The following is a 26,853-nucleotide window of genomic DNA, read 5'->3' on the forward strand; positions in this document are numbered from 1 at the left end:
GGCGTGCGAGCGATCAAAACCGCTTGCACGTTTCCGCGACCACGCTCAAGGCGGGGGCAAATGCCTGCTATCGAAACAGAAGTCAGTAGACCTTGTCATTCAAGCCTGAGCGCGTGAGGGACCCGCTTCGAGTCCCGAAAGGCTGTTCCGGGCATCTGATGAAAAAGCATCCAGAGGAGCGGCTGTACCCGTTTCCTTCATTGCCAGCACGATGCGATTTCGGTTGCATTTCAGTGTGCCGCCGTAGGCAAGCGTCCTGCCGGCCAGTCGTTCCATCGCGGCGGCGGCGGTTGTGTCCGAAAGGCGTTGATGTTGATCCAGTAGTGATACCGCTATCAGGATTCCACGATGCGAACCCGTCCGTCCGCAACGCGCCCGCACGTAGATCTGTCCCGTTTCACCCTGGATCAGCAGTGACACCGCATCTATCACAGTGCGGTAGGCAGCAAGCTGCAGTCCGACACTGAGTTGACAGGGGTCGCCAAGCAACGACGGATTGGCGACGCGAGCCGTTCTTTCCCATGCTTCGCGAACGCCACCTGCTCGGAGGGCAACATAAAGGCCGAGCTGCTCCAGGGCGGTCGGATAAATCATGCTTGTCTGCTCGCGGAACTGGCGCGAATGAATCGACGCCACATGTACAAGGCTCTCCGCAATCGCATGATGGCCTTGTGCAGTAAGCCAGTTGATCACCTCGTCAAGCGCATGATCAATGCCATCCCCAAGCTTCCGCAGATGCAACGCGCGTTCGCGGAGATCCAGCTCACTGGCGACATGGGAGCTCCGAGCAAGTCTGATGGCATTTTTCTCGCCGACCTCCCGCAGTCGATAGCGGTGATAGTAGTGAGTGATCCGGGAGCCCAGTATGAGCAGTGCTGCGCCTGTGACGGCCATGATCTGCTGGGTCGCGAACGATGCAGGATCGAATGACTCAGGGTGAGACGAAGGTGTTGTCAGACCGATAATCATGTTCAGGGTCGGCACGCCGATGGCGGCGCCCCGCCAGCCATACACGCATGTGAGAAGAACGGCGGGAAGCGCCATGAGGAGTTGCAGGGATACTTTTGTCGTCACTGCATCAGCAGGTACGTCCGCAGCCCAAAGGCCGAACACGACCATCAGTGCAAGCGCTCCTGCCATCTGTGCGATATCCCGTTTCCGGACCTGCACTTCAGCCTTGCCACGCGACCACAGCAGCACAAGCGGCGCAAACGTGAGTATGCCTATGAAGTCACCTACTACCAGGCGGACGATTCCGGTCAACAGCGGAAAAGCGGGAGGTGTTGGCCAGAGGGAGTTCGCCAGAAGCAGGTTGATCAGTGTGACGGAAACTGCAGCGAAGGCAGCAATCGAGATGAGCCAAGCGTTCTTTACTGCCGAGATTACATTGCGATGGAGATAGACGATCGTCATTACAACCGGCATCTGGAACACCGAGCCGAGAATGACCCATGTCAGCCCGTACCGATCGATCATCGGCACTCGCATCTGTGCGAAATAGGCGTACTCGCCCAGCAGGAGATAGGGCCAAAGCCGAGGAGGGCAGAGCAGCACTGCAGCCACGCGTACACCAGCGGGCAGATAGAACTGATCAAGGGACAACTGGCGGGTGGCCCAACAGGCAATGGCATACAGCACAGCCAAGGCAAGTCCTGCCGGATGGATGCGCAACTTCAGCTGCAGGCCTTCATTCCACCAATTCAATCGCACTACCCCTTCACAGTACGTTCCCTGTCAGCATCCATTCGCCGCGGGACCCGGTTGTTACCGACGGTATCGACACGCGTTCGATTATGCAATCACTGCAGCGCAGTGCCGGGCAAGTGAGAAAATCATCACATGAATTGCCGTGGCGACGGGTTTCACAGTTTCTGAGGCAGCTGATTCAGGGGGATCCCTGATCAACTCACCACAACGCATCCCGCAGCTTGTACCACGACATCGCCGCCACCAGCAGCGGCGTGCGCAGCAGCCGGCCACCGGGGAAGGGCGCATGCCGCAGGCGCTGGAACACGTCCAGACGCTCGCTCTGGCCGGCAATGGCGGCGGCGATCACCTCGCCGGCCAGCCCGGCGGCGGCCACCCCATGGCCGGAGAACCCCTGCGCGAAGTACAGGTTGCCGTCCAGCCGGCCCCAATGCGGGGCGCGGTTGCGGGTGATGTCCACATAACCACCCCAGACCTGGTCCAGTGCCACGTCGGCCAGCTGCGGGAACACCTGGTGCATGCGCCGCTGCATCACCCTGCGCAGGCCGGGTGGGGGCAGCGCCGAGTAGCTGGCGCGGCCGCCAAACAGCAGGCGGTGGTCGTGGCTGAGACGGAAGTAGTCCAGTGCCCATGCGGTGTCGGCCACGGCCATGTTGTTGCCGATCAGGGCCCGGGCGCGTTCAGCACCCAGCGGCTGGCTGGCGCCGATATAGGTGCCTACCGGCATGATCCGCCGTTCCAGCTCGGGCAGCAGGCCCTGCAGCCAGGCGTTGCCGGCCACCACCAGATGCGCAGCGCGCACGCTGCCCTGAGCGGTATGCAGGGAAGGCTGGGGTCCCCGCTGCACGCGGGTCACCGCGGAGTTCTCGTGGATCACCACGCCGGCCGCGCGCGCCGCATCGGCCAGGCCGCGTGCATACGCCAGCGGTTGCAGGTGCGCGCTGAGCGGATCGAACATCGCGGCGCGGTAGCGCGGGCTGTCCAGCTGCGCGCGCAGGGCATCGCGGTCCCACCACTGCATGGGGTAGTCGTAGTGGCGCTGCAGGTGCTCGCAGTTGGCCTGCAGGTCACGCTCATGCCGTTCGCGGATGGCGACGCTGGCGTGGCCTTCCACCCAATGGCAATCGATGCCGTGACGATCGATGCGGGTGCGCATCGCCCGCACCGCGTCGCGTGACCAGTCGAACAGGTGGCGCGCATCATCGCGTCCGAGCTGCCGTTCCAGCTCGTCCACCTCGCAGCCGTAGCCGACCAGCGCCTGTCCTCCATTGCGGCCGGACGCGCCCCAGCCGATCCGCTGCGCTTCCAGCAGCACCACGCGCTGGCCACGGGCGGCCAGTTCCAGCGCGGCGGTCAGGCCGGTATAGCCCGCGCCGAGCACCGCGACATCGGCCTGCACATCGCCCTGCAGTGGGGGCAGTGCGGGTGGTTCGGGCAGGCTGGCGGCATACCAGCTTGGCGGGAAGGCGGCGCTCACCGCCGGCCTCGCAGGCGCAGTATGGAAGGACGGAGCGGGGGAGGACGATCAGTGTTCACGCGACTAGTTTCGCCGATGCATGACGGCCGTGGTGTGACGGCGACGACTTGCCGCGTTCGCCGGGCGACGGGTAACGTGTCGGCACGCCAAGGAGTTTTCCCATGCGCCGCCTGCCCTGGGTGGGCCTGCCCACCGACAGCACCGTGCTCGGCCATCACCGTTTCGCGGTGGCCGGCGAGAAGTACGTGCGCGCGCTGGCCGAGGCTGCCGAAGTGACCCCGGTAGTACTGCCGAGCCTGCAGCCGCCGCTGCCGGCTGGTGACTGGCTGCAGGGGCTCGATGGCCTGCTGTTGACCGGCGCGGTCAGCAACATCGAACCGCAGCACTACGAGGGCGGCCGCAGCTGGCCGGGCAATCCGCATGACCCGGCCCGTGATGCCAATGCGTTCGCGCTGCTGCGCGAGGCGCTGGCGTTGGACCTGCCGGTGCTGGCGATCTGTCGCGGCTTCCAGGAACTGAACGTCGCGCTGGGTGGCAGCCTGCATCCGCAGGTGCACGCGGTGCCTGGTATGGCCGACCATCGCGAAGACCCGCAGGCGCCGGTGGAGGTGCAGTACGGGCCGGCCCACACGGTCACCCTGGCCGCTGATGGCTGGTTGGCGCGGTGGAGCGGCAGTGGCCGGACGCAGGTCAATTCGGTACACGGGCAGGGTATCGCTCGTCTGGCGCAGGGGCTGCAGGTCGAAGCCGTGGCCGATGATGGCCTGGTCGAGGCGGCACGCAGCCTGCACCATGAATTCGTGCTCGGCGTACAGTGGCACCCGGAGTGGCGTGTCATGGATTCGCCGCTCTATCACGCTATTTTCCGTGCGTTCGGCCAAGCTTGCCGGCAGCACCAACAGAACCGACTGGATTCCCGATGAGTTCCCGAACGCGCCCGCGCAAGACGGCTACGCCCCCCGCACCGCAGGAAAGCAGTCTGCTGCGTTGGCTGAAGGAGCGGCGCATCACCGAGGTCGAGTGCCTGGTGCCGGACATCACCGGCAACGCGCGCGGGAAGATCATTCCCGCCGACAAGTTCTCGCACGACTACGGTACGCGGCTGCCCGAAGGCATCTTCGCCACCACCGTCACCGGCGAGTTCCCTGACGATTACTACGACCTGACCTCGCCGTCGGACTCGGACATGATGCTGCGCCCCGATCCGGATACGGTGCGGATGGTGCCGTGGGCGGCCGATGCCACCGCGCAGGTCATCCACGATTGCTACACCAAGAGCGGTGAGCCGCACGAGCTGGCACCACGCAACGTACTGCGCCGCGTGCTGGCGGCCTACGCCGAGCTGGGCCTGCGCCCGGTGGTGGCGCCGGAGCTGGAGTTCTTCCTGGTGCAGAAGAACACCGACCCGGACTTCCCGCTGCTGCCACCGGCCGGCCGCTCCGGGCGTCCGGAAACCGCGCGGCAGTCGTACTCGATCGATGCGGTCAACGAATTCGACCCGATCCTCGACCTGATGTACGACTACGCCGATGCGATGAAGCTGGACGTGGACACGCTGATCCACGAATCCGGCGCCGCGCAGCTGGAGGTCAACTTCACCCATGCCGATGCGATGGACCTGGCCGACCAGGTATTCCTGTTCAAGCGCACCATGCGCGAGGCGGCGATGCGCCACGGCGTGTATGCCACGTTCCTGGCCAAGCCGATGGAGAACGAGCCGGGCAGTGCCATGCACATCCACCAGAGCCTGGTGCGGGTGAGCGACGGCAGCAATGTGTTCGCTGGCGATACCGATGCCGAAGGCGAGTTCAGCCCGGTGTTCGGCCACTACCTGGGCGGCCTGCAGAAGTACGCGCCGCAGGCGATGGCGTTCTTCGCGCCGAACGTGAATTCCTACCGCCGGCTGGTGTTCGGCGAAGTCTCGCCGAGCAACGTGCACTGGGGCTTCGACAACCGCACCTGTGGCCTGCGCGTGCCGCTGGACACGCCGGAGAACATGCGCGTGGAGAGCCGCTTCGCCGGTTCCGACGCCAACCCCTACCTGGCGATGGCGGCGACCCTGGCCTGCGGCCTGCTGGGCATCCGCGAGCGGTTGGCACCGGATGCGCCGGTGACCGGCAGCGCCAAGGAACTGGGCTACAACCTGCCGCGCTCGCTGGGCGAAGCGCTGGATGGGCTGGAGCAGTGCAGCGACCTGCAGGCCCTGCTGGGCGAGCGCTTCTGCCGCGCCTACATCTCGGTGAAGCGCAAGGAATACGAGACCTTTTTCCGTGTCATCAGCTCGTGGGAGCGCGAGTTCCTGCTGCTGAACGTCTGAGCATCCGGAATAGAAAAATCCGCCGCCGGGGGGTAGGCTGGCACCCGGCGCCGGCCCCGCCGGCCCCCCTTCCCGCATTCTGGAGCACCCGATGAAGCTGCGTATCCTCACGCTCGGCCTGGCCTCCGCCATGCTCGCCGCCTGTGGCGGTGGCAATGGCGGCGCGCAGGACAGCCAGGTCCTGAACGTCTACAACTACAGCGATTACATCGCCGAGGACACCATCCCGACCTTCGAGAAGGAGAGCGGCATCAAGGTGACCTACGATGTGTTCGACAGCGATGAGATGGTCGAGACCAAGCTGCTGGCCGGCAACAGCGGCTACGACGTGGTGGTGCCGACCCTGAACTTCTTCGGTCGCCAGATCCAGGCCGGTGTGTTCCTGCCGCTGGACAAGAGCAAGATCCCGAACCTGGCCAATCTCGATCCGGCGGTGATGAAGCGCATCGCCACCCAGGACCCGGGCAACCAGTACGGCGTGCCGTACATGATCGGCACCACCGGCATCGGCTACAACGTGGAGATGCTGAAGCAGCGTTTCGGTGGCAGCACCGACATCGCCAACAGCTGGGACCTGGTGTTCAAGCCGGAGAACATCAGCAAGATGAAGGACTGCGGCGTGACCATCCTGGACACGCCGGCGGACATGATCCCGATCGCGCTGCATTACCTGGGCCTGGACCCGCACAGCGGTGACCCGGCCGAGCTGCAGAAGGCGGCCGACCTGCTGAAGTCGATCCGACCGTACGTGCAGAATTTCCACTCCTCGCAGTACGTGGGTTCGCTGGCCAATGGCGGCACCTGCCTGGTGGTGGGCTGGTCGGGTGACATCATCCAGGCCCGCGACCGCGCCGAGGAAGCCAGCAATGGCGTGCACGTGGCCTATTCGATCCCGAAGGAAGGCGCCCCGCAGTGGTTCGACATGCTGGCGATCCCGAAGGACGCCAAGCATCCGGAGGCCGCGTACGCGTTCATCAACTACCTGCTGCAGCCGAAGGTTGCCGCGGCCAACACCAACTTCATCCACTACGCCAACCCGGTGCCGACCGCGACCCCGCTGGTGGATGAGGCGATCCGTACCGACCCGACCATCTACCCGCCGGCCGACGTGGCCGACAAGATGTTCACCTATTCGATCAACACGCCGGAAACCGACAAGCTCTACACCCGGCTGTGGACCGAGGTGAAGACCGGCCGTTAAGCCGGTCTGGCGCCGCCGGGCCATGCCCGGCGGATTGCTTCATCCTTGGCCGGGCCATGCCCGGCGGATTGCTTCATCCTTGGCCGGGCGCGGTACCGCCGCCCTGGTCAAGGTGCCGCAGGATCGCCGGCAACAGGTCACGTGCATCGCGACCGCCGTTGCACAGGAACGACGAACTCATCCGCTGCAGGTTGTGCATGCCGATGAAGAACAGCCCCGGCCGCGGAGAAACACCGAACTCGCCGAGGGGGTAGCCATGTGCGTCCAGCACGCCCTGAACGTCGAGCCAGGGCCATTCGGCGACGAAGCCGGTGGCCAGCACCACCGAGCGGATGCCTGCGGCCTGCAGATCCAGTTCACGCGGGGCGGCGTCCGGCTCCCAGTGCAGATAGACCTCTTCGGGAATGTAGCGGGCATCGTCGGTGCGCGGTTCGGGCCGCGTGGCGTAGTACGCGCTGGCCAGCGAATCGAGATAGGCATATTCGGTCCGTGTCGCTTCGATCGCGGTGCGCAGCTGCGGGCGTACATCGGCGAAGCGGGCGACATTTCCATCGAAGCCCTGCAACCGGCCCAGCAGCCTGATGCCCGCGCGGTGCATCGCCAGCAGGCTGATCGAGCTGCCCAGGCCGGCACGCCCCTTGCCGGAAATCAGCGGGAATTCGGCGGTACGGGCCTTGCGCAGCGCATCCGGTTCTCCGGCCAGGACGGCGGCCGCTTCACTCACATGCTGGTGGATACGCCCGGCCATGTCCCACCAGGTCATCGAGTCCTTGCCGCGCAGCCGGCGGGTATGCGAATGCCGCTGGGCCAGTGACCAGTGCACGCTGCGACCGCTGTCGCGCAGGTCCTGGGCGATCTGCGCGCCGGACTGGCCGCCACCGATGACCAGCACGCCGCCGTCGGGCAGCTGGCGGGGGTTGCGGTAGTCGCCGGAGTGCAGCACCGTCAGACCCCGCGCGGGCGCGAACGGGACCCGGGGCATCCGCGCGCGGCGGTACTCGCCGGTGGCGACCACAACCGCCCCAGCCCGGATCAATCCGTGGCTGGTTTCGATGGCATAGCCGCCCAATTCGGGCGTGACCCGCTGAACCGCACAACCTTCGCTGATCGGCAACGAACGTTCGTCGGCATAGTCGCGCAGCCGCCGGATCACCTCCGGGGCCCCCATGAAGCCTTCCGGGTCGTCGCCCGCATAGGCATGGCCGTGCAGGGCCATCGTCGCGTTGGCGGTGTTGGTCTGGAACGAATCCCAGCGCCGCTGCCAGCTGGCGCCCACGGTTTCGGCCTCCAGCACGCGATGCTCGACGCCGGCTTCCTGCAGGAGCGCGCTGAGGGACAGCCCGGCCTGGCCGGCGCCGATGATGACCAGCGGCAGCGTTGCAGGCAGGGAGCCCGGCAGGCGGGGCGGGAAAGGGGAGGGGCTGTCCGGGGAAGTCACCAGGGTGGGTCCATGCAAGGGCTTGATCCGGGCCATTGCGCGGGGAATGCCCCGGGCCTTCAACAGATCCGGTTCTGAAAAACGTTGCAGATCGAGGCGTCGCCTGTGGTGTCTGGCCGGGACGGCCGCAGGGTCGTCCAGGGGAGCCCGGGCCTTTGCGCGGACAGGCCACCATGGTGGGGGAAAACCGACACTCCCAGGGCGCCCGGGGCTGGCCAGCGGCCGCTTCCGCCTGCCGCCGTCATATCCCCTGGGCCCCCCGGCCGTTAGAATGGCGGCCGCTGTCCACCGCCCGCTCCCGGAGCCCCCATGCCCGTTGAAGCCCAGCCGGTAGTCGCGGTCGTCGACGTCAATCTGGACGTACGCAAGGCTGAGAACTAAGCTCTGGTCGGTGGCTCCAGCAGTGGTAAATCGACCCGGCGGTGTTGCCCGGGTGGTTTCGAGACGCCCACTAGGTGCAGCATCACCCTCGATGGCCAGCGCCTGGATGCACTGCCGCCGTACCACTGGCCGGTCAATATGGTGATCCAGTCCTATAAGCTGTTCCCACACATGACAATCGAGCAGAACATCGCTTTCGGCCTGAAGCAGGATGGTCTGGGCAGGGTCGCGATCAGAAGGCGCGTCGGCGAGATGCTCGACTCGGTGCAGATGGCCACATGCCGGTGTCAACCTTGACCCCGCTGGCGGTTGAAGCGGTCCGTAACGCCCCGACCATCTACCTGCCGCCTGACGTGGCCGAGAAGATGTTCACCTATTCGATCTACACGCCGAATACCGACAAGCTCTACACCCGGCTGTGGGCCGAGGTGAAGATCGGGCGTTGAGCGCTGGTCCGGAGGCGCGGGTGATTGCCGACCGTTGATCAGCGCGCCTTGAGATGAAGGCGCATGCCGTGCAGTCAAACAGCGATGGAATCAGCCCACGATGGAAAGCGCAGTGGGGGGCGCAGGAGTGAAGCGCGAGCAGCTGCTTTTCCCCAGCCGAGAATTCCCTGGAGCAGGGGTACAGTGCCAAAATGCTGGAAAATGGCGAGTAGATCAGCATTCGTTCGTCGATTTCTTGCAGTTTAATTCTCATGTCACGGATGCTTGTTGTCCATCCATCTCAAGGAAGTGAATAATGAAAGCCATATCCTGGATCGGTTCCGCAATCATATTTCTGTCCGGTGCTGCTTCGGCAAATGCGCAGTTGTCCGTGCAGATGAAGCAGGCAGCAGGAGCCGCCATGGCTGACGTCGTGGTCCACGTCACCTACATCAATTCCGGCGCAGTGGCGCTCAGCATTCCCGAGAGGGGGCTGCCCAGAGTCCTGCAGGATGGAAGGCTGTGGAATGATGCGTTTCTTGTCGTTTCGCAGGATGGAGATGCAGCTGCATATCGCGGAATCATTGCCCACCTGAGTGCCGCAGCTCGAGAGAAGACGCTGACGCTGGAGCCTGGGCAGCGGCTTGTTCGACAGGTCAATCTTTCCCTGAACTATGAGCTTCGTCCGGGTCAGACATACAAGATTTCCGCTCCGATTCTTAGATACCGGATTCTTGACGGTACGGGGGCCGCAGGAGCGGCCGCGATCGACAAGGAGGCCTCCACATCTCCCGTCTCGATGCTGATCGTCGCTCCGCTGCCTCGTGCAGGCCGGCGCGCCGAAACTGCGCCGCAGGAGGCATCCCGAGTGGCATCCCGAGTGGCATCCTGCCCGCCAGCCCGATTAAAGGAGGTAACGGCGGGAATTGCCGCTGCGGCGGGTATCGCCCGCAGTTCGAAGAACTATATGGAGTCGCTTTATGGATATGAGTTTGGAGAATCATCCATTATCGTGACGTTCAAAGAGACTGCTCGCTACAGGTCGTGGTTCGGTGAGCATGGTGATCCCAACATCGCAAATCCGGTCAATGATCGGATCAGAAAGACAGTCTCGGGAGTCGCTACCCGGTTCGCATTGCTCAAGCAACCTTCTTGCGATTGCCCGGAAGAGATGGTTGGAGACACCAATGCCTGGATCTCCACTGCAGTTCCCTATGTTGTGAATTATTGCCCACGTTTTTTCGATCTCCCGGTAGGTCCCAATGTGCCCTCTGGGTCAAAGGCGGCGACCATCTACCATGAGGTAACTCATTTTTCCGATACCTTCGCACTTGGAACGTCCGATTTGGACGAGCAGTTTCCAAGCCCGGAAGACGCGCGCTACGTCGCTAGGACGGCGCGTGATCTGGCATCTGAGCACTCATACGGATACGAGTACTTTGCTGACAATCATGGCAATGAGAACTGATCGGCGGCGCGTGAAGGGTAGTGTTACTTTGTAACGATCGTACTGATGCGTGGAGGAGCGGGCGGGAATGACGGGGCCGCGGGCAATGCCTCGGCGTCCTCTTGCCAGCTCCCGTCATATCCCCTGGGCCCCCCGGCCGTTAGAATGGCGGCCGCTGTCCACCGCCCGCTCCCGGAGCCCCCATGCCCGTTGAAGCCCAGCCGGTAGCCACCGTCGTCGACACGACCGGTGTGCCCGGCTATCTCTCCATTCGTGACCTGCGCAAGGAATTCGACGGTTTCGTCGCCGTTGACGACGTCAATCTGGACGTGCGCAAGGGCGAGATCTTTGCCCTGCTCGGTGGCTCCGGCAGTGGCAAATCGACCCTGCTGCGCTGCCTGGGTGGCTTCGAGACGCCCACCAAGGGCAGCATCACCCTCGACGGCCAGCGCCTGGACGCGCTGCCGCCGTACCAGCGGCCGGTCAACATGATGTTCCAGTCCTATGCCCTGTTCCCGCACATGACGGTCGAGCAGAACATTGCCTTCGGCCTGAAGCAGGATGGCCTGGGCAAGGATGCGATCAGCAAGCGCGTCGGCGAGATGCTGGACCTGGTGCAGATGGGGCACCTGGGCAAGCGCAAGCCGCATCAGCTGTCCGGCGGCCAACAGCAGCGCGTGGCGCTGGCGCGGTCGCTGGCCAAAGGGCCGAAACTGCTGTTGCTGGACGAGCCGATGGGCGCGCTGGACAAGAAACTGCGCTCGCAGATGCAGCTGGAACTGGTGAGCATCATCGAATCGTCGGGTGTGACCTGCGTGATGGTCACCCACGACCAGGAAGAAGCGATGACCATGGCCACCCGCATCGCGGTGATGGATGCCGGCTGGATCCAGCAGGTCGGCAAGCCGGACGAGGTCTACGAGCAGCCGGCCAACCGCTTCGTCGCCGAGTTCATCGGTTCGGTCAACCTGTTCGACGGGGTGATCGACGAGGACCTTCCCGAGTACGTGACCGTGCGCTCGCCGCTGTTCCCGGCGCCGATCTACATCGCCCATGGCATCACCGGCTATGAAGGGCAGCCGGTCGCGTTCGCGCTGCGCCCGGAGAAGGTGATGATCGGCAAGGACGAGCCGGAAGGGCACACCAACAAGGCGCAGGGCGTGATCGAGGACATTGCCTACTTCGGCAGCCATTCGGTCTACCACGTGCGCCTGCCCAGCGGTGCCAAGGTGCTGGCCAACTTCGCCAACTCGCAGCGCTGGGCCAGCGATGGCCTGACCTGGGGTGACAGCGTGTGGGTGCACTGGCGCGACAACGACGGCGTGGTGCTGACCTCATGAGCGTCGCCGGCCTGAAGCGCTGGCTGCCGGGGCTGCGTGCCACGGTGATCGGCATTCCGTATCTGTGGCTGCTGCTGTTCTTCGCAGTGCCGTTCCTGATCGTGCTGATGATCAGCTTCTCGCTCAGCCGGGTCGGCTCGCCGCCGTACACCTGGCTGCTGCAGTATGCGGACGGCGGCTTCTCGCTGAAGCTGAACCTGGAAAACTACCTGGCGCTGTTCCGCGACTCGATCTATGCGCAGGCGTTCCTGAGCTCGATCAAGATCGCGGCGATCTCTACTTTCCTGACCCTGCTGATCGGCTACCCGATGGCCTATGCCATCGCCCGCCTGTCGCCCGCCGCACGCAACGTGGCAATGATGCTGGTGGTGCTGCCGTCGTGGACCTCGTTCCTGATCCGCGTGTATGCATGGAAGGCGATCCTGGACCGCAACGGCCTGCTCGACCAGTTCCTGCAGTTCACCGGCCTGCAGACGCTGATGACGTCGATGGGCCTGCCGAAACTGCAGCTGATCGACACCCCGACCGCCGCCTATATCGGCATCGTCTACTGCTATCTGCCGTTCATGGTGCTGCCGCTGTACGCCAATCTGGTCAAGCATGACCACCGCCTGCTGGAAGCCGCCTACGACCTTGGTGCCAAGCCGTGGCAGGCGTTCCTGCGCATCACCCTGCCGTTGTCCAAGGCGGGCATCATCGCCGGCTGCATGCTGGTGATGATTCCGGCCATTGGTGAATTCGTGATCCCGGAAATGCTGGGTGGCTCGGAGACGCTGATGGTGGGCCGCCAGCTGTGGAACGAGTTCTTCAACAACCGCAACTGGCCGGGCGCCTCGGCGATGGCGGTGGCGATGATCCTGTTGCTGCTGGTGCCGATCCTGCTGTTCAACCGTTCCCAGCAGCGCCTGCTGGAAGGGAAGCAGGCATGAGCCCGCGTAGCGCAAAGGGCCTGGGGCTGGGCGTGCTGCTGCTCGGCTTCGCCTTCCTGTACCTGCCGATCCTGTTGTTGATGTTCTATTCGTTCAACAGCTCGCGGTTGGCGATGGTCTGGGCCGGGTTCTCCACCCGCGCCTACAGCGACCTGTTCGCCGACCGCGCGCTGATGGATGCGATGTGGACCAGCCTGGTGGTGGCGTTCTGGACCGCCTGTACCGCCACCGTGCTGGGCACGCTGGCGGCGATGGTGATGACGCGCTTCAAGCGCTTCCGTGGCAAGCCGCTGTTCGGCGCGCTGGTGACCGCGCCGCTGGTGATGCCGGACGTGATCCTCGGCTTCTCGCTGATGGCGCTGCTGGCCTCGATGGGTGCGATTCCCGGCTTCCCGGCGCGTGGCCTGACCACCATCTGGATCGCCCACGTCACCTTCACCCTGTGCTTCGTCACCGTGGTGGTGTCCTCGCGCCTGCAGGAAATGGACCTGTCGCTGGAGGAAGCGGCGATGGACCTGGGCGCGAGCCGGCTGACCGTGTTCGGGCGCATCACCCTGCCGATCATCGCGCCGGCGCTGGTGGCCGGTTGGCTGCTGGCGTTCACCCTGTCGCTGGATGACGTGGTGGTGGCCAGCTTCGTCGCCACGCCGGGCTCGACCACGCTGCCGATGAAGGTGTTCGCCTCGGTGCGCATGGGCATCAGCCCGAAGATCAACGCGTTGGCCACGCTGCTGGTGTCGGCGGTGTCGATCGCCGCGGTGATCGGCTGGTACATCAACGCCCGCGCCGAGAAACGGCGCCAGCGCGACCTGCAGCTGGCGCGGCAGGAGAACGGCTGAGCACACGGTCTGTCGACAGCGTCGGCAACATCCGGCTCACGGTCGGCGGCGCACAATGGGGGTCTTCCAGATGGAGATCCCCCATGACCGTCGAGATTGTCGATCCGGCCACCGGCCAGGTGACCTACCGCCATGAACTGATGGGTGCTGCCGACGTCGAGCAGCGCCTGCAGGCCGCCGCCGATGCATTCCCCGGCTGGGCCGAGCGCTCGTTGCAGGAGCGGGGGGCGATCCTCAAGCAGATCGCTGGCCAACTGCGTGCGCGCCGCGACGATCTGCAGCAGGCGATGACCCATGAGATGGGCAAGCTCAAGGCAGAGGCGTTGGCCGAGGTCGACAAGTGCGCGGCGGCCTGCGAGTACTACGCCGACCATGCTGCCGACTACCTCAAGCCGCAGCTGATCGACACCGAAGCCCAGCGCAGCTATGTGCGCTACGAGCCGATCGGCTGCGTGTTCGCGGTGATGCCGTGGAATTTCCCGATCTGGCAGGTGTTTCGTTTCCTCGCCCCGGCGTTCATGGCAGGCAACGTGGCCCTGCTCAAGCACGCCAGCAACGTGCCGCAGTGCGCCGACCTGATCCTGGCGGTATGCCGTGACGGTGGCCTGCCTGACGGCGTGTTCGATGTACTGCACATCGACAACGACCAGGCGGCCGAGGTGCTGCGCGACGCACGGGTGAAGGCGGTGACGCTGACCGGCAGCGAGCGGGCAGGGCGCTCGATCGCATCCAACGCGGGCAGCCAGCTGAAGAAGTCGGTGATGGAGCTGGGTGGCAGCGATGCCTTCGTGGTGCTCGACGATGCCGACCTCGACAAGACCGTGGCGGCGGCGGTGAAGTCGCGCTTCGACAACAGCGGGCAGACCTGCATCGCGGCCAAGCGCTTCATCGTGGTCGAGGCGGTGGCCGATGAGTTCACCCGGCGCTTCGTGGAAGCCGCGGGCGAGCGCCAGTACGGTGATCCGGACGAGCGCGGTACCACGCTGGCGCCGATGGCCCGTGCCGACCTGCGTGACGAACTGCACAAGCAGGTGCAGGCCAGCGTGGCCAAGGGCGCGCGGGCACTGCTGGGTGGTGAGCCGATTGCGGGTACACATGCCGGCTATCCGGCCACCGTGCTCGATCAGGTCGGCCCGGGCATGCCGGCCTACGACGAGGAGCTGTTCGGGCCGGTGGCTGCGGTGATCCGTGTCGCTGACGAGGCCGAGGCACTGCGCGTGGCCAACGACACCCGCTTCGGCCTGGGCGGCAGCGTGTGGACGCGCGATCCGGTGCGCGGCGAACGTTTCGCGCAGCGCATGGAATGCGGTGCCGCGTTCGTCAACGCCATCGTCAAGAGCGACGCGCGGTTGCCGTTCGGCGGCAGCAAACAGTCCGGTTTCGGCCGGGAGCTGGCCGACCACGGCATCCATGAGTTCATGAACATCAAGACCGTCTACGTGGCTTGATGCCCAACGGTAGTGCCGGCCGCTGGCCGGCATTGCCTGGTTGCCGGCCAGCGGCCGGCACTACCAGAAGCGGGTCATGCGCCACGACCAACGGTCGTGGCCTACCGGTCCGGTGGGTATCGACCGTTGGTCGATATGCCCTACAACCACTTCGCGCGCTTGAACAACCGGTACAGCCCCACGCACACACCGCCCACGCCCACGATCATCAGCGGGTACGACCACGGCTCGCTCAACTCCGGCATGTGGCTGAAGTTCATGCCGTACCAGCTGGTGATCAGCGTCGGCGCCGCCAGCAGCGCGGCCCATGCGCCCAGGCGCTTGACCGTCTCGCCCTGCGCCAGCGTCACCAGCGACAGGTTCACGCTCAGCGCGGTGCCGAGCATCTCGCGCAGCGTGTCGATCACATCGCTGATGCGTACTGCGTGGTCGTGGACGTCGCGGATGTACAGCTTCACTTCGTCGGGGATCAGCTCGCCCTGGTAGCGGCGCAGCTGCGCCAGCACATCCTGCAGCGGCGCCACCGCCATCCGCATCTTGTTCAGCTCGCGCTTGAGCTCGTACAGCCGCACCACCGTGCTGCGCTTGTAGGTGTCGGCGAAGATGTCCTTCTCCAGCAGCTCCAGGGTGTCGCGGAAGCGGTGCACGATGGGCAGGTAGTTGTCGACCACGAAGTCGGTCACCGCGTACAGGCAGTACGACGGGCCCATCTTCAGCAGCTGCGGCTCGCGTTCCACCCGCGCACGCACCGGGGCATAGGACAGCGAAGCGCCATGGCGTACCGTCACCAGGAAGCGCGGGCCGAGGAAGGCATGGGTTTCGCCGTACTGGATGCGCTCGTCGACCATCTGCGCGGTGGTCACCACCACGAACATGGAATTGCCGTAGGTCTCGACCTTGGGCCGCTGGTGCGCGTTGCGCGCATCCTCGATGGCCAGGTCGTGCAGGCAGAACTCTTCCTGCAGTTTCAACAGCACATCATCATTGGGGTCGTACAGGCCGACCCAGACGAAGCCGTTGCCACTGGCAATGACATCGCTGATGGCGTCCAGGGTGATGTCGTGGCGTTTGCCCTCGTCATCGTAGTGGACGCAGTTGATGACGCAGGCGGGGTTGGCCGAGGCGGGCGCGGCAGCAGAGGCGGGCAATGACATGCCCGCCATCGTGCGTCAGGGCTGTGTTTTGGACAAGTGAGGAGTACGCCCCAGCACCCATGCCAGCGCGACGTGGACGGGCAGCAGCAGCACGATCCACTGCACGTTGTACTGTGCCTGCAGGCTCAGCCAGTGCAGTACCAGCGCGGCCACCGCCTGTACCGCCAGCAGCCACAACACGATCCTGAACATGCGGCCTGGCACGCGACGGCGCAGCAGGGCGATTGCACCCGGCAACAGCAGCACGGCCAGCGGCGAGAGCAACAGCAGGTTGCGGTTGGCCCATGCGGCGTAGTGGATGCTGAAGCCCCACAGGAACACCAGCACGCCACCAAACAGGGCGCACAGCAGCCAGAACGGCAGGGCCAGCCCGGCCAGCAGGCGCGGGCGGTTGCGCAGCGCCAGCACGCCGCCGGCCACGATCAGCCCGAGCAGCAGCCACGGCCACCAGCGGCGCGCGAATTCCTTCGGCTCCGCATCGATACGATGCGGCAGCAGTTCCTGTTCGGACTGCACCAGCGGACGGCCATCGCTGTTGCGTGCCTGGCGCAGCGCATCGGCCAGGCGCATCGGCACGAAGGCTTCCTGCCAGCGCGACAGCGGCTGGTCGGCAAATGGCCCAAGGCCGACATCGAAGCCCAGCCACATCCACGGTGCCGGCGACGCCAGGCGGACCGATTCACTGCGGTAGGTGTTGCCGCGCGAGCGCCCCGACAGCTGCGACTGCAGGCCGCCACCCAATGCCTTGTCCACCGTGTCGCGCACCATCGTGGCGCAGTTGGCGGTGTAGTAATCGTAGTGGTAGCGCGCGTTTTCCGGCTTGGCCCGCTCGGCCAGGTCGGCGGCCAGCGCACGCGCCTGGTCCGGGCGCAGGTCCAGCCACTGCACGCTGGCGCCACGGCCGGTCTCGTCGTAGTACGACAGGTCCTGCTGCAACGGCAGCGCCACCAGGTAATACATCATGTCGCCGCGTGCGAAGCGGCTGATGAAATCGTCCTCGGACGGATCGAAGTAGCCGAAGTTGTACGAGGTTGCCTCGCCGCTGACCGGATCGACCACGACGATGGCGTCGTGGCCGAAGCGTTCGAAGAACACGGTGCCCGGCTGCATGGTCACCACGCCGATGCGCGGGGCAGGGGCTTCAGCGTTGGTCGCGGGTACGGCAGGTGTGGCTGCCACCGGCTGCGCGAAGGCGGCCAGCGGCAGGGCCATGGCCAGCACGCACAGTGCCAGCCACACCATGAGGATCAGGCTGCGGCGCTTCAAGCGTCGTCCTGCGCGTCCGGCGGCAGCACGGTCACGTGGAAGGCCTGTACCCGGCGCGCATCGGCGCGGGCCACGCGGAACATGAAGCGATCCAGCGCCAGCTCGTCACCGACTTCCGGCAGATGGCCCACGGCCTCGGTGACCAGGCCGCCGATGGTGTCGTAGTCCTCGTCGGAGAACGTCGCGCCGAAACGCTCGTTGAAGTCGCCGATCGGGGTCAGCGCGTCGACCACGTACTGGCCGTCGGACTGGATGGCGATCTGCGCCGAGGGATCCTCGGCCTCGTCATGCTCGTCGTCGATCTCGCCGACGATCTGTTCCAGCACGTCCTCGATGGTGACCAGGCCGGCGACACCGCCGTACTCGTCCACCACGATGGCCATGTGGTTGCGCGACAGGCGGAATTCCTTCAGCAGCACGTTGAGCTTCTTCGCTTCCGGGATCAGCACCGCCGGGCGCAGCAGCTCGCGCACGTTGGCCGGGCCGTTGTCGGCAACCACGCCGCGCAGCAGGTCCTTTGCCAACAGGATGCCAAGGATGTCGTCCTTGTTCTCACCGTGCACCGGGAAGCGTGAATGGCCGGATTCGACCACCTGCTTCATCAGTTCCAGGAAGGGCGCTTCAACCGGCAGCGAGACCATCTGCGAGCGCGAAATCATCACGTCGCCCACGGTCAGCTCGGCCACCGAAATGGCGCCTTCCATCATCTTCAGGGTATCGGCGGCGATCAGACCCTCTTCCTGCGCGGTGTGCAGGACAGCGACCAGCTCGTCGCGGGTATGGGGTTCGCCGGAGAAGGCGGAGGTCAGGCGTTCAAGCCAGCCGCGCTTCTTTTCACTGTGCTCCGCAGGGGAACTACTACTGTCGTCTTCTGACATCTCTGGAAAAAAGGCACCCGGCAGGCCGGGCGTTGACCCAAGTCTAGCAGGATGTGACGGCCTGTCAGTGACTGCCGGTGGCCGGGGTTGGGGCGGCGGGGGCCGGCTCCTCCTCGGGCAGGTCCAGGCTGTAGGTGCAACCGGCCAGGGTCTTGCCGGGGTGGGAGGCCACGGTGGAGACGCTGAGGATGATCGACTCGATCTGGGCCTCGCCGGTCTTCGGGTCGGTCACGTCGCGGCTGACCAGCTCGCGGCCGGCCATGAACTTGCCGTCCTGGTCGTAGCCGGTCTCCAATTCCAGCCGTTTGGCCAGCGGGCGTGGGTCGGCCTGGTCGAGCACCGCCATGATGCTGGCGCCGGCCACCGCCACCCGCTCGGTCTGTTGGCCGAAGACGGTGATCGGGCTGGCCAGCCGGAACTCGCTCATGAACTGGTTGCCCTGCGGCAGCGGTTGCAGGCCCTGGGCCACGGCCTTCAGCGGATCGGCCAGCAGCGGCGCCAGCGCGGCCTGCTCGGCCACGCCCTGGCGGCATTCGATCAGGGCCGGCAGGTCCAGGCGGGTGGCGAAGGCGGCGGGAGCGGCGAGGGCACAGAGCAGGGGCAGGCAGCAGCGCAGTGACACGGTCGGTTTCCGCAGGCGAAGGGCCGCCATCATAGCCCCGGCGAGCGCCGGAACAGCCCGGTGAGAAGGCGCAGGAAACCGGTCATCGCCCGCCGCACGACCATCAGTGAGAGGGTCAGCACGACCGCAAGCATGGCGACCTGCATCGATTGCCCCGCGATGCGCGCCACCGCCGGCCACAGGCCCGGGCTGGTCAGCCAAGGCATCAGTTCCGCTGCGGCGCTCCTGCCCACTTTCATGTAGATCACAGCCAGCACGAACAGCACCAGCAGCGAGGTGCGGCTGGCGTGGAAGAACGGGAGTGAGTTCACGGGGCGGCCCAGGCGGCGGTGCACGATCATCCGCCACAGGAGCGGAAGGGTCAGTGCACCCACCAGCGTCAGCACCATCGACGTTTCAAGCAGACCGGGGAGATGGGCCGGTTCCAACCGTCCGCTGAGGTGCGGGCCGATCATGCCGATCGCCAGCCCGGCCAGCAGGCACACGGGCGAGAGCAGGGCCAGACTGCGCAGCAGCCAGTGCCTGCCGCTGGGTTCGTGGGCGCTGATGCGGCGCAAGGTGTAAGCGCCCAGCACCAGCAGGCCGGCGAACAGACCGGCGCCCATCGCAAACGTCGTGAAGCTGTTCCCTGGGTTCATCCTTTTTCCTTCCGCGTCCTGGCCGGTGTTGAACAGTAGCTCAGCGTATGGGCTGGCACTCCAGCCGTGGCGCAGTCAGGGTGGATTCCAGCGCGTGGCCGCTGGGTACCAGCGCAGCCTGACCGGGTAGCCCAGTCGCGCCTGCAGGTGGTCACGCACGGCTGCCGCCGTCGCGCGGTTGGCTGGGGTATCCCGCAGCTCCACCTCCAGCTCCCCGGTCTTGACATCCAGGCCATGGCCGAACAGGTCGGGCAGCTGGGCCCGCAGCCAGTCCTGCTGTGCGTGCAGGCGGCGCGTCATCTCCGCTTCGGTCATCGCGGCGCCGGTGATGTAGCGCACACGTTGCGGGCCATCCGCCCCTGGATGTGTCTCATCGGCCTCGGGTGCGGCGCCTGTCAGTCGCACGACAACGTTCCAGCCCCTCGCATTGTCCACCCAGATGCCGGCCAGACGTGCCGCGTGCCGCGCTTCCAGGCGCTCGATCAGTGCCCGTTGCTGGGCAGTGGCGACGATGTTGCGGGTGTCGCGCTCGCTGCTGCCGAAGAACGCCCGTAGTTCGGCGATCTTTGCGGCGATGTCGGCCTCGCTGTCGCTGGCGGGGAACGGTGAGGGACGGTCAGGATCGGGCATCAGGCCTGCCCCGGACTGCAGTAGCGCGGCAAGCACAAGTGCGGGCAGGGTCATGCTGCGCTCCTCTTCCGTGAATGCGTGGGCTCGGAACAGGGCCCGGTGTCAGCGCTCGCCCGCGTATGGATCGTCGATGCCCAGCTCGGCCAGGATTTCCCGCTCCAGCTGCTCCATCGCCTCGGCTTCCTTGTCGTCCTCGTGGTCCCAGCCGAGCAGGTGCAGCACGCCGTGCACGGTCAGATGCGCGTAATGGGCGTTGAGCGCCTTGCTCTGTTCATCGGCCTCCCGTGCCACGACCGGAGCACAGATCACCAGGTCACCCAGCAGCGGGAATTTGACGCCCTTGGGCAGGCCTTCGGGCACTTCGGCCGGGAAGCTGAGCACGTTGGTGGCGTAGTCCTTGCCGCGGTAATGGCGGTTCAGCGACTGTCCTTCCTTGGCATCGACCACGCGGATGGCCAGATCGGCCTCGCGGATGCGGCCCTTCAATGCGGCGGCCACCCACTTGCGGAAGCTCACTGCCGCCGGCAGGCCGGCGCGCGGCAGGGCATAGCTGACGGCGACGTCCAATCGCACGGGACCACGGGTCATGGAGTTGCTCCAGGTTGGATCTGATGCAGGTCGCGGCGGTCGTACGCGCTCACGATGCGCGCGACCAGCGGGTGGCGGACCACGTCACGGGATTCGAAGAAGGTGAAGCTGACGCCCTCGACCTCACGCAGCACGTCGATGGCGTCGCGCAGGCCGGACTTCACGTGCTTGGGCAGGTCGGTCTGGGTCAGGTCACCGGTGACCACCGCAGTGGAACCGTAGCCCAGGCGGGTCAGGAACATCTTCATCTGCTCGATGGTGGTGTTCTGTGCTTCGTCCAGGATCACGAACGCATCGTTGAGCGTGCGGCCGCGCATGTAGGCCAGCGGCGCGATCTCGATGACGTTCTTCTCCAGCAGCTTGACCACCTTTTCCACGCCCATCATCTCGTACAGGGCGTCGTACAGCGGTCGCAGGTAGGGATCGACCTTCTGGCTCAGGTCGCCGGGCAGGAAGCCCAGCTTCTCGCCGGCCTCCACCGCCGGGCGCACCAGGATCAGGCGCTGCACCCGCGATTCATTCAGGGCCTCGACCGCGCTGGCCACGGCCAGGAAAGTCTTGCCGGTACCGGCCGGGCCGATGCCGAAGTTGATGTCGTGGGTGGCGATCTGGTGCAGGTAGCGGCCCTGGTTGGCGCCGCGGCCGCGCACCGTGCCGCGCTTGACCTTGATCGCAACCTCCTGCGCTTCGTAGGAGCGCTCGGCGATCTGCTCGACATTGGCCTGCGCCAGGCGCAGGTGGATGGCATGGTTGTCGAAGGTCGTTTCGCCGGCTTCGGCGTACAGCGCTTCAACCAGCTTCTGCGCCTCGACAATGGCTTCGTTGGGGCCGCTGATGCGGAACACGAAGCCACGATTTGCGATCTCCACGCCGAGCTTCAGCTCGATCTGGCGCAGGTGCCCGTCGAAGGGGCCGCACAGGTTGGCCAGTCGCTCGTTGTCTTCCGGCGACAGGGTGAAGTCTCGATGATCGATGCTTTTCATTGCTTGGGGTGGGGCGGACGCCTTCCACCGCAGTGTATTCAGGGAGGACAAGGGTAGCGCGCGTGCGGGGCACACGGCCAGCAGACGGTCGATACAGCGTTTTCCACACCCGGTGTGGACGGGGCACGCGGAAACCTGTGGATAGACCTTCGCACTGCTTGTGCCACAAGGCCCATGAGGTCCTGGTGAAAAAAGCGTCATGGTCGCCGGTCGCTACGGCAGCACTGCCACGGGTGGCCTGCGCGGGGGGCATTCATCGTGATGGCAGTGCAGGTTTCGTTGCCCGGCGAGCAACAGCGCGAGGTCGTGCCGGATTTCCACAACGGTTGTGGAATGATGCCGAATCAACCTGTGGATAGGTGGTGCGGAGCCTTGCAGCAAAAGGCTTGCCCACGCGTGGTGAAAAAACCGTCAGGGCTGATTGGAATCATTGAGGGTGCACGGGGCACATGGCACCGTGTCGCCGTCGCAGGAGGGGATGGCATGGGCATCGGCAACGGGATGCGTGGAATCGGACTGGCGGGCATCGGCCTGCTGGTGGGGTGTGGGCAGTCAACGCCGACTGCGCTGGGCACGCTGGAGTGGGACCGGATCACGGTGCCGGCACCGGCGGCCGAAGTGATCGCCACGGTGGAGGTGCGCGAGGGCCAGCAGGTCAAGGCCGGGACCGTGCTGATGCAGCTGGACCCGGCGCGGGGAGACGCGCAGTTCGCCGCAGCGCAGGCTGATACGGCGCGTGCGCAGGCGCAGCTGGAAGAACTGCAGATCGGCCCACGCCAGGAGCAGATCGCGCAGGCCCAGGCACAACTGGCCGCGTTGCGCGCACAGGCTGCCGAAGCAAGTGCCTATTACCGACGGGTCCAGCCGTTGGCACAGCAGCACTTGATTGCCGCCGCTGAACTGGATCGAGCACGCGCCGCCGCCGGCAATGCCGAAGCCAGCGTGCGTGCTGCCGAGCAGGCCTGGCTGGAGCGGGTGCACGGCAGCCGTGTGCAGGATATCGCCCAGGGCCAGGCGGCCGCCGATGCCGCACGGGCACAGCAGGTGGTACAGAGCGTGAACCTGCAGAAGCTGCAGTTGCGTGCACCGCGCGACGGGGTAGTCGATGCATTGCCCTACCGGCAGGGTGACCAGGCACCGATCGGTGCGCCGCTGGCAGTGATGCTGGTCGGCGAGCGCCCCTATGCGCGCGTCTACCTGCCGCAACCGCTGCGTCTGCAGGTGAAGGTCGGGCAGGCCGCGCAGATACAGCTGGAAGGCGGCAACACCGTGCTGAAGGGGCATGTACGTGCGATCCGTAGCGAACCATCGTTCACGCCGTACTACGCACTGACCGGCGATGACGTCGAACGGCTGAGCTATCTGGCCGAGATTGAAGTGGACGGGAACAGCGACCTGCAGAAACTGCCAGCGGGTCTTCCGGTACAGGTGCGCTTCTGAACACCGGTGCGGACATCGCGGTGCATGCGCAGGGCCTGACCCGCCGCTTCGGCGAGCTGCTGGCCGTGGACAACGTCGACCTGACCGTACCGCGCGGACAGGTATACGGTTTTCTGGGCCCGAACGGGTCTGGCAAGTCGACCACCATCCGCATGCTGTGCGGCCTGCTGGAACCCAGCGCAGGGCAGATCGAGGTGCTGGGGTTGGCGGTTCCCGAGCAGGCCGAAGCGCTGCGCCGACGCATCGGCTACATGACCCAGCGCTTCTCGTTGTACGAAGATCTGTCGGTGCGCGAGAACCTGGAGTTCCTCGCCGCCATCCAGGACCTGCCGCGCGCACAGGCCCGGCAGCGGGTCGACGAACTGCTGCAGCAATACCGGCTGCAGGACCGCCAGCCACAACTGGCTGGCACGCTCAGTGGTGGCCAGAAGCAGCGCCTGGCCCTGGCCGGTGCCGTGGTGCATTCGCCCGAACTGCTGTTCCTGGACGAGCCGACCAGTGCGGTCGATCCCGAATCGCGCCGCGATTTCTGGGAGGCCTTGTTCGAGCTGGCCGATGCCGGTACGACGGTGCTGGTGTCGACCCACTACATGGACGAGGCCGAGCGCTGCCATCGCCTGGCGATCCTCGATCGAGGCGCGCTGGTCGCCGACGGCACGCCGGCCGAACTGTGTGCACGGCTGGACGGCCGCACGCTGCAGGTCACCTCGACGCAGCCGCGCCAGGCCAGCCGCGCACTGTCTGAGCTGCCCGGCGTGCTGAGCGTGGCGCAGATCGGCACCCAGCTGCGGGTATTGTGCAGCGAGGATGTCGCGGACGCCGCCGCATTGCGGCGCGCGCTGGCCAGCGCCGATCCGCAGGCCCGCATCGAGGCGGTGGCACCGAACCTGGAAGACGTGTTCGTGGCGGCCACCCGCGGCCGCGGCCGGGAGCCGGCGGCATGAACCTGCGCCGCCTGTGGGCGATCATGCTCAAGGAGCTGCGGCAGCTGCGCCGCGACCGCATCACGCTGGCGATGATCGTCGGCATCCCGGTGATGCAGCTGCTGCTGTTCGGCTACGCGATCAATCTCAACCTGCGCCATCTCAACGCCGGTGTCGCCGACCAGGCCAACAGCGCGGCGTCACGCGCGCTGGTGCAGGACATGGTCGCCACCGGCGTGATCACGCCGCGCAGCGAGGCGTACACGCCCGATCAACTGATGCAGGCGCTGCGCCGTGGCGAAATCAGTGTCGGCATCGTCGTGCCGGCCGACTTCGAGCGTCGTCGCTTCGATGGACGCGAGGCGGTGCAGGTGCTGGTCGATGGCAGCGACACCGTGGTGCAGAGCGCGGCGATCCAGCTGGCGCAGGTGCCGCTGGATACGCGCCCGACCAGCAACACGCGGCCCCTGCGCGAAGGCAGCATCGCCAGTGGCCAGGTCAGCGTGACCAGCTTCTACAACCCGCAGCGGCGCTCGGCGGTGAACATCGTGCCGGGCCTGATCGGGGTGATCCTGACCATGACCCTGGTGATGTTCACGGCGGTGGCGGTGGTGCGCGAACGCGAGCGCGGCAACATGGAACTGCTGATCGCCACGCCGGTGTCGCGCAGCGAACTGATGGTGGGTAAGGTGCTGCCCTATGCAGCCATCGGTCTGCTGCAGACCACGCTGGTACTGGTGCTGGGCACCTGGCTGTTCCAGGTGCCGATCCGCGGCAGCCTGCTGGACATCTATCTGGCCGCGGTGCTGCTGGTGCTGGCCAACCTGGCGCTGGGCCTGCTGATCTCAACGCGCGCGCGCTCGCAGTTCCAGGCGATGCAGATGACGTTGTTCCTGTTCCTGCCGTCGATCCTGCTGTCGGGCTTCATGTTCCCGTTCGCCGGCATGCCACGGCCGGTGCAGTGGCTGGCCGAAGTGCTGCCGCTGACCCACTTCCTGCGCCTGGTGCGCGGCATCATGCTGCGCGGCGCCTCGCTGTGGGAGCTGTGGCACGATGCGCTGGCGCTGCTGGCCTTCATCGTGGTGATGATGACGCTGGCGATCCTGCGTTTCCGCAAGCGCCTGGATTGAGGCCAACAGGCCGGGGTCGGATCCCCGCAGGGGCTCCGACCCCGGGATTTACTCCGCTACCACCCGCGCGCGCAGCGAATTGGTCAGCGCTTCGGTGATCACCACGTCCACGAACTGGCCGATCAACCGTGCCGGCGCCGGGAAGTTCACCGAACGCATGTTCTCGGTCTTGCCGGTCAGTTCGTTCGGGTTCTTCCGCGAAGGACCTTCCACCAGCACCGTCTGCACGGTACCGACCATCTTTTCGGAAATGCCGGCAGCGTGCGCATTGATGCGTTCCTGCAGGCGCGACAGGCGCGCGTGCTTCTCGGCATCGCTGATCGTGTCCTCCAGATCCGCAGCCGGTGTACCCGGGCGACGCGAATAGATGAAGGAGAAGCTGTGGTCGAAGCCGATGTCCTCGATCAGCTTCATCGTTTTCTCGAAATCGGCATCGGTTTCGCCGGGGAAGCCGACGATGAAGTCCGAGCTGATCGAGATGTCCGGGCGCACCGCGCGCAGCTTGCGGATCTTCGACTTGAATTCCAGCGCGGTATAGCCGCGCTTCATCGCCGATAGTACGCGGTCGCTGCCGGCCTGCACCGGCAGGTGCAGGAAGTTGGCCAGCTGCGGCACGTCGCGGAACGCATCGATCAGCGAATCGCTGAACTCCAGCGGGTGCGAGGTGGTGAAGCGGATGCGGCCGACGCCGTCGATCTCGGCGATGGTCCGGATCAGCAGGCCGAGATCGGCGAACTCGCCATCTCCATAGGGGCCGCGATAGGCATTGACGTTCTGCCCGAGCAGGTTGATCTCGCGCACGCCCTGCGCGGCCAGCTGCGCCACTTCCACCACCACGTCCTCGAACGGGCGGCTGACTTCGGTGCCGCGGGTGTAGGGCACCACGCAGAACGAGCAGTACTTCGAGCAGCCTTCCATGATCGACACGAACGCCGAAGCGCCTTCGGCGCGCGGTTCCGGCAGGCGGTCGAACTTCTCGATCTCGGGGAAGCTGATGTCCACCTGCGGGCGCTTCTGCTCGCGCCGTGCACGGATCAGTTCCGGCAGGCGGTGCAGGGTCTGCGGGCCGAACACCAGGTCGACGAACGGCGCGCGCTTGATGATTGCCTCGCCTTCCTGCGAAGCGACGCAGCCGCCGACGCCGATGATGACCTCGCGGCCCTTGTTCTTCAGGCCCTTCCATACGCCCAGCTGGCTGAATACCTTCTCCTGCGCTTTCTCGCGGATGGAGCAGGTATTGACCAGGATGACGTCGGCGTCGTCCGGGCTGTCGGTCAGTTCCAGCCCATCGCTGGCGGCAAGCACGTCGGCCATCTTGGCCGAGTCGTACTCGTTCATCTGGCAACCGTGGGTCTTGATGTACAGCTTGCCTTTCACCTGGTCGGGCTTGCGCGGACCGGCGGGCAGGGCAACGAGCGGGGTACCGCCCGGCGTGGCGGGCGGAAAGACGTCTGGCGTCCCGGTCATGGCGCTTAATCCATTCGGGTGGCGGGAAAGCGGGCAATTCTACCCGCATCCCAGCGCGCGCGCCGGCCCAGTAGAGCCAGGCCATGCCTGGCTGCTTTCCGTCCCGCAGGCACGGCGGGCGGGTCATCCACGCATGGCGTGGATCTACTGGAATTCCGGGTCCGCCCCCCGGTAGCGCCCGGCCG

23 protein-coding genes and 2 pseudogenes are annotated in these 26,853 nt (G+C 65.7%); 13 read left to right on the forward strand and 12 right to left on the reverse strand.

All coding sequences use genetic code 11. The annotated features are described in order from the left end of the window. Nucleotides 1-99 precede the first annotated feature (99 nt). Entirely contained in the window at nt 100-1,704 is a 1,605-nt protein-coding gene (locus MG068_RS06750) for an MASE1 domain-containing protein (protein ID WP_206138685.1), read from the reverse strand. 202 nt (nt 1,705-1,906) lie between these two features. After that, nucleotides 1,907-3,184, reverse strand: a complete 1,278-nt coding sequence (locus MG068_RS06755) for an NAD(P)/FAD-dependent oxidoreductase (RefSeq protein WP_132809737.1) — start codon at nt 3,182-3,184, stop codon at nt 1,907-1,909. A gap of 161 nt (nt 3,185-3,345) precedes the next feature. Here MG068_RS06755 and MG068_RS06760 point away from each other — a divergent pair, with 161 nt between their 5' ends. The 3 genes from MG068_RS06760 (at nt 3,346) to MG068_RS06770 (ending at nt 6,702) form a co-directional block, all read left to right on the forward strand. Beyond that, nucleotides 3,346-4,107 (forward strand): gamma-glutamyl-gamma-aminobutyrate hydrolase family protein, encoded by a 762-nt coding sequence (locus MG068_RS06760; RefSeq protein ID WP_132809738.1) that lies wholly within the window; start codon nt 3,346-3,348, stop codon nt 4,105-4,107. Next, nucleotides 4,104-5,501 (forward strand): glutamine synthetase family protein, encoded by a 1,398-nt coding sequence (locus MG068_RS06765; RefSeq protein WP_132809739.1) that lies wholly within the window; start codon nt 4,104-4,106, stop codon nt 5,499-5,501. Before MG068_RS06760 ends, MG068_RS06765 begins: the two co-directional genes overlap by 4 nt. Before the next feature lie 91 nt (nt 5,502-5,592). Further along, nucleotides 5,593-6,702, forward strand: a complete 1,110-nt coding sequence (locus MG068_RS06770) for a polyamine ABC transporter substrate-binding protein (protein WP_107432497.1) — start codon at nt 5,593-5,595, stop codon at nt 6,700-6,702. 73 nt (nt 6,703-6,775) lie between these two features. On the opposite strand, the gene MG068_RS06775 is transcribed toward MG068_RS06770, so the two are convergent. Beyond that, nucleotides 6,776-8,176 carry a flavin-containing monooxygenase gene (locus MG068_RS06775; RefSeq protein ID WP_132809740.1) on the reverse strand — a complete coding sequence of 467 codons (1,401 nt, stop codon included), beginning with the start codon at nt 8,174-8,176 and terminating at the stop codon, nt 6,776-6,778. Between the two features lie 273 nt (nt 8,177-8,449). Between MG068_RS06775 and MG068_RS21195 the strand changes: the two are divergent. The 7 genes and pseudogenes from MG068_RS21195 to MG068_RS06810 form a co-directional block, all read left to right on the forward strand. Next, a pseudogene (locus tag MG068_RS21195) lies at nt 8,450-8,794 on the forward strand (ATP-binding cassette domain-containing protein); the annotation flags it as partial. A gap of 8 nt (nt 8,795-8,802) precedes the next feature. Next, a pseudogene (locus MG068_RS06785) lies at nt 8,803-8,967 on the forward strand (spermidine/putrescine ABC transporter substrate-binding protein PotF); the annotation flags it as partial. 295 nt (nt 8,968-9,262) lie between these two features. Then, a complete protein-coding gene (locus tag MG068_RS06790) occupies nt 9,263-10,414 on the forward strand; it encodes a M35 family metallo-endopeptidase (RefSeq protein WP_132809741.1) in 1,152 nt (383 codons plus the stop codon). 182 nt (nt 10,415-10,596) lie between these two features. Beyond that, nucleotides 10,597-11,733: an ABC transporter ATP-binding protein gene (locus MG068_RS06795; RefSeq protein WP_132809742.1), complete on the forward strand. Its 1,137-nt coding sequence runs from the start codon at nt 10,597-10,599 to the stop codon at nt 11,731-11,733. Continuing rightward, entirely contained in the window at nt 11,730-12,662 is a 933-nt protein-coding gene (locus MG068_RS06800) for an ABC transporter permease subunit (RefSeq protein WP_049399899.1), read from the forward strand. Before MG068_RS06795 ends, MG068_RS06800 begins: the two co-directional genes overlap by 4 nt. Next, nucleotides 12,659-13,501: an ABC transporter permease subunit gene (locus tag MG068_RS06805; protein WP_032130237.1), complete on the forward strand. Its 843-nt coding sequence runs from the start codon at nt 12,659-12,661 to the stop codon at nt 13,499-13,501. The genes MG068_RS06800 and MG068_RS06805 overlap by 4 nt, the downstream gene beginning before the upstream one ends. 83 nt (nt 13,502-13,584) lie before the next feature. Next, nucleotides 13,585-14,949, forward strand: a complete 1,365-nt coding sequence (locus MG068_RS06810; RefSeq protein WP_132809743.1) for an NAD-dependent succinate-semialdehyde dehydrogenase — start codon at nt 13,585-13,587, stop codon at nt 14,947-14,949. 140 nt (nt 14,950-15,089) lie between these two features. Here the strand turns inward: MG068_RS06810 and MG068_RS06815 are convergent, their stop codons facing one another. The 8 genes from MG068_RS06815 to MG068_RS06850 all read right to left on the reverse strand — a co-directional run bounded on the left by MG068_RS06815 (nt 15,090) and on the right by MG068_RS06850 (nt 21,708). Then, nucleotides 15,090-16,112 carry a magnesium and cobalt transport protein CorA gene (locus MG068_RS06815; RefSeq protein ID WP_012510579.1) on the reverse strand — a complete coding sequence of 341 codons (1,023 nt, stop codon included), beginning with the start codon at nt 16,110-16,112 and terminating at the stop codon, nt 15,090-15,092. A 6-nt stretch (nt 16,113-16,118) separates the two neighbouring features. Then, nucleotides 16,119-17,369 carry a lipoprotein N-acyltransferase Lnb domain-containing protein gene (locus tag MG068_RS06820; protein WP_132809744.1) on the reverse strand — a complete coding sequence of 417 codons (1,251 nt, stop codon included), beginning with the start codon at nt 17,367-17,369 and terminating at the stop codon, nt 16,119-16,121. After that, nucleotides 17,366-18,247, reverse strand: a complete 882-nt coding sequence (locus MG068_RS06825) for a CorC family transporter (RefSeq protein ID WP_005408827.1) — start codon at nt 18,245-18,247, stop codon at nt 17,366-17,368. The genes MG068_RS06820 and MG068_RS06825 overlap by 4 nt, the downstream gene beginning before the upstream one ends. A gap of 64 nt (nt 18,248-18,311) precedes the next feature. Further along, nucleotides 18,312-18,899 carry a hypothetical protein gene (locus MG068_RS06830; RefSeq protein ID WP_180844488.1) on the reverse strand — a complete coding sequence of 196 codons (588 nt, stop codon included), beginning with the start codon at nt 18,897-18,899 and terminating at the stop codon, nt 18,312-18,314. Then, nucleotides 18,899-19,507 (reverse strand): hypothetical protein, encoded by a 609-nt coding sequence (locus tag MG068_RS06835; RefSeq protein ID WP_107432491.1) that lies wholly within the window; start codon nt 19,505-19,507, stop codon nt 18,899-18,901. Before MG068_RS06835 ends, MG068_RS06830 begins: the two co-directional genes overlap by 1 nt. Before the next feature lie 75 nt (nt 19,508-19,582). Continuing rightward, nucleotides 19,583-20,191, reverse strand: coding sequence for a hypothetical protein (locus MG068_RS06840; protein ID WP_049402731.1), 609 nt, complete (start codon nt 20,189-20,191; stop codon nt 19,583-19,585). 48 nt (nt 20,192-20,239) lie between these two features. Continuing rightward, nucleotides 20,240-20,725 (reverse strand): rRNA maturation RNase YbeY, encoded by a 486-nt coding sequence (gene ybeY / locus MG068_RS06845; RefSeq protein WP_049399905.1) that lies wholly within the window; start codon nt 20,723-20,725, stop codon nt 20,240-20,242. After that, nucleotides 20,722-21,708, reverse strand: a complete 987-nt coding sequence (locus MG068_RS06850; RefSeq protein ID WP_019337148.1) for a PhoH family protein — start codon at nt 21,706-21,708, stop codon at nt 20,722-20,724. Before MG068_RS06850 ends, ybeY begins: the two co-directional genes overlap by 4 nt. Nucleotides 21,709-22,191: 483 nt before the next feature. Here MG068_RS06850 and MG068_RS06855 point away from each other — a divergent pair, with 483 nt between their 5' ends. Genes MG068_RS06855 through MG068_RS06865 form a run of 3 tightly spaced genes read left to right on the forward strand, consistent with a single transcriptional unit; the run spans nt 22,192 to nt 25,201 of the window. Further along, nucleotides 22,192-23,148 (forward strand): HlyD family secretion protein, encoded by a 957-nt coding sequence (locus MG068_RS06855; protein WP_132809745.1) that lies wholly within the window; start codon nt 22,192-22,194, stop codon nt 23,146-23,148. A gap of 20 nt (nt 23,149-23,168) precedes the next feature. After that, nucleotides 23,169-24,092: an ABC transporter ATP-binding protein gene (locus MG068_RS06860; protein WP_049399907.1), complete on the forward strand. Its 924-nt coding sequence runs from the start codon at nt 23,169-23,171 to the stop codon at nt 24,090-24,092. Next, on the forward strand, nt 24,089-25,201 hold the full coding sequence (locus MG068_RS06865; RefSeq protein ID WP_132809746.1) for an ABC transporter permease: 1,113 nt from the start codon (nt 24,089-24,091) through the stop codon (nt 25,199-25,201). Before MG068_RS06860 ends, MG068_RS06865 begins: the two co-directional genes overlap by 4 nt. A 48-nt stretch (nt 25,202-25,249) precedes the next feature. Here MG068_RS06865 and miaB read toward each other — a convergent pair whose 3' ends face one another. Next, entirely contained in the window at nt 25,250-26,668 is a 1,419-nt protein-coding gene (gene miaB / locus MG068_RS06870) for a tRNA (N6-isopentenyl adenosine(37)-C2)-methylthiotransferase MiaB (RefSeq protein WP_049399909.1), read from the reverse strand. Nucleotides 26,669-26,853: the final 185 nt, after the last annotated feature.

It is taken from the genome of Stenotrophomonas sp. ASS1 (assembly GCF_004346925.1).
Taxonomy (GTDB): Bacteria; Pseudomonadota; Gammaproteobacteria; order Xanthomonadales; family Xanthomonadaceae; genus Stenotrophomonas; species Stenotrophomonas maltophilia_A.